This is a genomic window from Marisediminitalea sp., assembly GCF_984433645.1.
Genome location: NZ_CFIDRX010000216.1, coordinates 1 through 6,639, shown reverse-complemented (window position 1 = coordinate 6,639; position 6,639 = coordinate 1). Strand labels below are relative to the sequence as shown.

General features: G+C 48.9%; 7 protein-coding genes. 3 read left to right on the top strand and 4 right to left on the bottom strand.

Annotation, left to right across the window (positions count from 1 at the left end; all coding sequences use genetic code 11):
- Nucleotides 1–391, top strand: a 391-nt coding sequence (locus AC4MRN_RS18745) for a protein-tyrosine phosphatase family protein (RefSeq protein ID WP_491204145.1), incomplete at its 5' end; no start/stop codon positions are given.
- On the opposite strand, the gene AC4MRN_RS18740 is transcribed toward AC4MRN_RS18745, so the two are convergent.
- The 4 genes from AC4MRN_RS18740 to AC4MRN_RS18725 form a co-directional block, all read right to left on the bottom strand.
- Nucleotides 392–991, bottom strand: a complete 600-nt coding sequence (locus AC4MRN_RS18740) for a YigZ family protein (protein WP_073319946.1) — start codon at nucleotides 989–991, stop codon at nucleotides 392–394.
- Nucleotides 992–1,626: 635 nt separating this feature from the next.
- Nucleotides 1,627–2,064 (bottom strand): RidA family protein, encoded by a 438-nt coding sequence (locus tag AC4MRN_RS18735; protein ID WP_245819128.1) that lies wholly within the window; start codon nucleotides 2,062–2,064, stop codon nucleotides 1,627–1,629.
- A gap of 214 nt (nucleotides 2,065–2,278) precedes the next feature.
- Nucleotides 2,279–3,982, bottom strand: a complete 1,704-nt coding sequence (locus AC4MRN_RS18730) for a M1 family metallopeptidase (RefSeq protein WP_491204144.1) — start codon at nucleotides 3,980–3,982, stop codon at nucleotides 2,279–2,281.
- 178 nt (nucleotides 3,983–4,160) lie between these two features.
- Complete coding sequence (locus AC4MRN_RS18725) at nucleotides 4,161–4,805, bottom strand: GntR family transcriptional regulator (RefSeq protein ID WP_073319940.1); 645 nt, start codon at nucleotides 4,803–4,805, stop codon at nucleotides 4,161–4,163.
- Between the two features lie 484 nt (nucleotides 4,806–5,289).
- On the opposite strand from AC4MRN_RS18725, the gene AC4MRN_RS18720 reads away from it, so the two are divergent.
- Nucleotides 5,290–6,327: a sensor domain-containing diguanylate cyclase gene (locus AC4MRN_RS18720; protein ID WP_491204143.1), complete on the top strand. Its 1,038-nt coding sequence runs from the start codon at nucleotides 5,290–5,292 to the stop codon at nucleotides 6,325–6,327.
- Between the two features lie 94 nt (nucleotides 6,328–6,421).
- Nucleotides 6,422–6,639 (top strand): TetR/AcrR family transcriptional regulator (locus AC4MRN_RS18715; RefSeq protein ID WP_491204142.1); only part of this gene is annotated, 218 nt, incomplete at its 3' end.

The following is a 6,639-nucleotide window of genomic DNA, read 5'->3' as shown; positions in this document are numbered from 1 at the left end:
GCATGCTTTAAAAAAGCAGGGCATCACACATATTGCCACTATCCAAACTTCTGAAGAAAACAAACCTGAATTAAAAGCCGACGTTGAAAGTGCCGGTATGCATTGGTTGTGGCTGCCGTTTAATGTGTCTGATATCTTTGTACAAAACGAAACGGAAAAAGCCTTTTTACAGCAGTATTTGCTGGAGGTGTCACAAACCCTGAATGAAGGTGGGCGGGTATATTTACATTGCGATGGTGCCTGCGAGCGGTGTCGTTTATTTCTTTTTGCCCTGTGTATTCACCTTAAAATTCCCGCCAGTAGCGCTTACGCCATTGTACACAGCTTTGGTGGAGAGAAGGCCAACCTGTTGTCGAGACGCGAACTGCAGCAAGCGGCAGCTATTGTGTAGCTAGTCCGGCTGAATTACCTGAATACCCTGACTTACACAAAGCTGCGTGAGGGTTTCAATGGCCGGTGCAGGTAGTGCAATTTGCATGGAGACCTGCTCTGCATAGTCACATTCTTCGACAATGCCCTGTTGCTCGGTGACGATATGTCGCACGAACTGCTCGTGTCTAAAGTCTGCTTTAACCAGTAACTTACTCAGTGTTACCTGTTCCTTGAGCGATAGATTTTCCATTACTTGTTGCGCGGCAGAAGAATAAGCGCGCACTAATCCGCCTGCGCCAAGCTTTATACCGCCGAAATAGCGGGTCACGATGATTGTGATATCACCCACGCCCTTGTGTTGTAACACATTCAGTATCGGTTTGCCGGCAGTGCCACTGGGCTCGCCGTCGTCAGACATTGCTGCACTGGTGGGAGAATGCGGATTCCCCAGTAGATACGCCCAGCAATGGTGGCGGGCATCAGGGTATTCTGCACGTTTTGCTGCCAGGTACTGCATCGCCGTTTCGCGATCTGGTGTGCAGGCGGCAAACGCAAAAAATTTACTCTTTTTAACTTCGAAGAGTACTTCTAGTGGTGTGTCTGGGACGGGGTATGACATAGTGCGCGTAGTTTACATGTAATTGATTGCATGTGGTACTTTTGGGTTTTTATCTACTATCCGTCGTCCCGAAGATCCCGGAACAAGTCCGGGATGACGTTTATCCGGGATCTATCAAATCGAAGTGCAGAAGGTGGGTGTTTATAGATCGCGGCCTTTTTATTAGTTCCCGGGACAAGCCCGGGATGACAGTGAGAGGGTCGTCCCGGAATCGCGCAGCGTATATCCGGGATCTATCAAATCGAAGTGCAGAAGTTGGTTGTTATTGGATCGCGGCCTTTTTGAAAAGGTCCCGGAACAAGCCAAGGTCCCGGGGCAAGCCCGGAAGGTCCCGGAACAAGTCCGGAAGGTCCCGGAACGAGTCCGGGATGACGGTTGTTTTATCCAGTAACTGTTGTAGCGAAAAAAGCGAAGCGCTTGTTCCTTTCCGTCGTCCCGGAATCGCGCAGCGTATATCCCCATCCGTCGTCCCGGAATCGCGCAGCGCATATCCGGGATCTATCAAATCGAAGTGCTGAAGGTGTGCTGTTTTTAGATCACGGCCTTTTCGTTTAGGTCCCGGAACAAGCCAAGGTCCCGGAACAAGTCCGGGATGACGGTTGTTTTATCTGCCATCTCTGGGCCGGGATGATGTTTTACATACGGCGTTTGTGTGCCATGCACTCTACTTCAAGCATGGAGCCCATGGCGAGGCCGTCGACACCGAACGCGCTGCGGGCGGGTAGGGCGCCTTTGGAAAAGTACTGTACATAGACTTTGTTAAAGTCAGGCCATTGGGCGATGTCGTCTATCATCACCGTACACTTGAAGATATCTTCCATATCCAGGCCGATACTGTTAAGTGCGGACTTGATATTTTTCATAACCTGGTGAGATTGCTCGGTGATATTGTCGGCGAGCTGTCCGTGTTCATCTGCGGCGATTTGGCCAGACAAATACACAATGTTGTCGACTTGTGTGGCGAGTGAAAATGGCATATCCGGATTAGGGTGCGGGTAGCGTTTTAAACCTGCAGTCGCGGTCGCGCTGAGGCTCATAATTAAACACATCAGGGTTAACTTAACGAAGTTCACCTTGTACTCCTGTCGTTATATTTTTTCTGTTTTTAGTGCGGGTACGTTGCGCTAGAGACAAGTACACCGCCTGTGTTACTACTATGTTTGCTCAGGGGGGGCTAAACAACAAGTTTATACCGGGCAATTTGGGCCAAACGACCGAATTTTGCGGTTATTCGCACCTGACTCAAACTGTCAGGTGCGAAGTGGCTCAAAGTTGGATTACACAAGTTTATTGTTTGTTGTCGTATCGCGCTTCGTATCGGAGCACTTTGCTATTGGGATCGGCAATCACTACATCGAAGGGGGTAACGGTTATGGTTTTCGGTGACGTGATATCCAGCACTTGTACTTCGCCATTCACCGATACTTCAAGAGGCATTGGGAAGGGTAAGTTTTGCGGGCTGTTCCAGCTAAAGGTCACAGTGTCTTCGGTGCGTGTTTCAACCAGTTTTGGTAGCTTGGGCTGATACAAATACACGTCGAAAAACCAGCTTAAATCCTTGCCGGTACGTCGATTAACTATCTCGATGAAGTCCTGGGTATTGCGGTAAATAGTGGTGAAGTTACCTGGTTTGGGCTGGTCAGTGCCATAAACAAGCTCGCGCACTGCGCTGAAAAAGGCGTCGTCGCCAATCAGGTTTCGCAGGGTATGCATGATCCAGGAGCCTTTGTAGTAAATATCCAGTGCCGGGCCGACACCGCGCTCGTAAACCTGTTCCACTTCCATGAGTTTGTTAGACACGATGGGGTGGGTATTAATGAGCCCTTTACGCTGATTGTTCAGGTAAGTCATGTAGGCAACATCCCCCGACAAATACTGAGCAAACAAAGGTTGCATGTAGCTGCCGAGTCCTTCGTGGATCCACATGTGATCCCAGTTGTCGTTAGTCACCTGGTTGCCGAAATACTCATGGGCAAATTCGTGTTGCAGCAGCCAGTCGAAACCGAATTCGTCTTTTTTGTACTCGTTGCCATAGGCATTAATGGTTTGGTGTTCCATACCCAAATGCGGGGTTTGCGCCACGCCGACTTTCTCATTACCAAACGGGTACGGCCCAATCATGCGCTCGAAAAACGTCAGCATGGTGGGGATTTCGTCGAACAGTACTTTTGCTTGTTGTTCGTTGCCCGGGAGGTGGTAGTACACTATGGGGTAAGTGTTGCCATAGATGCTCGAATAGGTGGTTTCGAGCTTTTCGTACGGCGCAATATTCAGAGCAATACCGTAAGTGTTGTGAGCCGAGCGTGTTTGCCAGTGATACGTGCGCGTGTCGCCATTGTCGGTAACATCAACCAGTACGCCATTGCTGGCCGCGACCAGAGGCTTGGGCACCTGAATATGTAAATCGGTCTGATTGGGTTCGCCGTGTGGCTGGTCTATGCAAGGCCAGAAAAGGTCACAACCTTCTCCTTGCACCGCGGTTGCCAGCCAGTTTGCGCCATCGGGTGTTTTTTCCCACATTACGCCGCCATCCCAGGGGGCGCGTACCGGAATTCGGGGTTGCCCCTCGTAGCTAATGGTCACGGTTAACGGCAAAGTCACTTCTGAAGATGGTGTGATTTGCAACTCGCCACCCACGTTGCGGTACTGTGATGCGGCTAGTGATTCGCCATTTACCGCAACGCTATTAACCGTAAAGACACTGTCTAAATCGACGGAGAAAGCGCTTCTGCTGCCTTCACCTTTCAGTGTCAGGGTTGTTGTACCCATGAGAATTTTGTTGTCAAAATCGAACGCAAAGGTGAGGTCGGCATGTTCGACAGTGAGACCTTGCTGTAGCGGTGCAACCTGTCCACCGCTTTTTAAACTGTAGGGCGTAGACTCGTTAGCCTCAACGACATCTGAAGATTCTGTACTGCTGCAGGCAGACAAAGAGGTGATTGCGACAGCGGCGGCGATGGCCGTTAACTGTCTGATACGGGTAAAAACCATGGAACGTCTCTGTTGTTGTTATCTGTTCCAGAGTATACAAAATTGTTGTGTTAACAAGCTGCGGATAGGATCAACCCCCTAAAATATCTGGTGGAGGGCGAGACCTGCTTTGTATGTATATATGGCAGAGTAAATAAAAATCCCGTTTGAGGCGGCAACCTGAAACGGGATTTGTTTGTTATTCGAAAAGTTCGCCGCGGAGGTCTTCCAGGGTACTTTGCGTGTGCTCTTTGAGCAGCTTTTTCACCCTCTTGGCGTCTTTGTTCATCCAGGCATCAAAGATTTCCTGGTGCTCGCGATACGCATCGGCTTCGCGATCAGGTGGCTCAAGGTGCCTGCGAACATAGCGCTCTGACAGCAAATGCACCTTGGTCAATAACTCCTGGGTAATCTTTCGATTGGCCGGTGCGGTTAATGCAAGGTGAAATTCACGGTTTACGGTAACGGCTGCGGGGGATATTTCGTATGCCATACTCTGCAGGCGCTTGTAGATTTCCTCTACTTTTTGCTTGTCCTGTTCGGTTGCTTTTTTACAACCCTGAGCGGCGGCCTCGGGCTCCAGCGTTTGACGTAATTGAAATACGTCTTCGGCTTCAGCCAGGCTAATCGGGCGAACGATAAAGCCTCGGTTTGGGTGCGAAATCAGTAGTCCGTCTTGCTCCAAACGTGTAAGGGCTTCACGCAGCGGTATTTTACTCACTCCTAAGTCCTGAGAGAGTGCGTCCTGACGAATGGGTTTTGCCGGAAACATATCGTTGGCGAGGATACGCTCACGAATAATTTCGTAAGCTTGTTCCGACAGGGTTTTAACCACAATTGACATCTATAAATTACTCCTAAGGAGAGTTTGTCTATTATCTTTTTTGTTATCGGCGACTGTACGAATTTGTACGTTCAACACCATGTCATACAGTATACCATTTGAAAGTGAGTTACACTTTTATCTCGTTCGAACGATTGTTTTTCATACAGCGGTAAAGCATTTTTTTCAATATGAAGGGCATTCGTCGTGTTTACTGTTTCAACTATTGTAAATTTGCCCAGTGGCGAATCGAGCTGTGGCGTTAAATGAACTGGAGAGGGAGCGAAAAAGAAGTTATAAAACTTTTTGTCTAAAAAATAGACTGTTGCAGTTTAAAAATTATTCAAAGTGGAGTATAAAAGGCAACGGTTAACACCATGATATAAACGACAGTTACGCCGCAGTGAGAGGGATACCACAGACAGTGCCGGTGTTTTAGAAGAATAATTAGATAGACAAGCGTTGCTTTTATAGCGTTGTAGCGCGTGAATACGGGCGAAAACATATGAATCAAGCTTCCTGGCACACGATCGGGCCGTCCTGGCAGGATCGCAGCAATAAACTCAAGCAAATTATTGATATGCAAACCGCTATCGCTAAAGTCGGCATGGACTTGTCGTCGGTAATGCAACTGGTTGTAGAATATTGTTGTGAACTTATTCAATGCGATGGCGCGGCAATTGAACTGCGAGAAGGTGATTTCATGGTGTACCGCGCAACCAGTGGCATTGCGAATGCGCACTCCGGTTTACGTCTGCCTATTCACGAAAGCCTGTCCGGGTACAGTATTCAAACCGGCGAACTGCAGCTGTGTAATGATGTCGATTCAGACCCGCGGGTCAATCAGCCTGCTTGTAAAGCCCAAGGCATTGAGTCGATGCTGTTGATTCCACTGGCACATTCCAACGATATGGTCGGCGTACTGAAAGTCTTGTCCTGTCGCAAGCAGCATTTTACTACTGAGCACGCGGCGATACTGCGATTGGTGTCTGAGCAAGTCGCTGCGTCTTTGTATTTTTGCCATCGTTATGTGCCCGACAATCTGGTGCACCAGGCCACTCACGACAGCCTCACAGAACTAAAGAATCGTTCCGCATTTATGGAGCGATTACGCAGGGAAGTGCAGGTCAGCGACTGCAAATACGCGCATCGTTTTGGCGTCATGATTATTGATATGAACGGATTAAAACGGGTCAATGACGAACTGGGACACCGCGCAGGCGATACCCTACTGGCCGAAATGGCCCGGCGCTTACAAAGTGCTTTCCGACCCTCTGATTTAGTCGCTCGCATTGGCGGTGATGAATTTGGGGTGGTAGTGAGTAACCTGCAAACTGCAGATGCATTAAGCAAAGCAACACAACGGTTGCATAGCGCGTTAGTCAGGCCGCATGAATGTAAAGGGCAGAACATTCGTTTAAGTGCCTCAGTTGGCAGCGCTGTTTACCCTGACGATGCCCAGCAAATAGAACCACTCATTGAAATGGCGGATCAGCGTATGTATCAGAAAAAACGCGCTCACTATGAGCGTGTGCCCGCGTAATATTTTTCTACTGTTGTTGCGAATACGCTTTTTTTTGCATTTATTGTACCGAAGGGTAAAATATGCACATTGAAGCAGTAGCAGGACGATAATCGTGACAAGTGGCCGTAAACGTGAATTTGATGCAGAGATTGCCCTCGAAGCCGCCATGCAGGTATTTTGGCAGAAGGGCTATACTGGCGCGTCGCTGACAGATTTGATTGATAGCATGGGGATCAACAAACCCAGCATGTATCGCGCGTTCGGCAACAAGGAAGCCTTGTTTGTAAAAGCGACTCAGCGTTATCTCGAAACCCGCATGCAACCGCATTT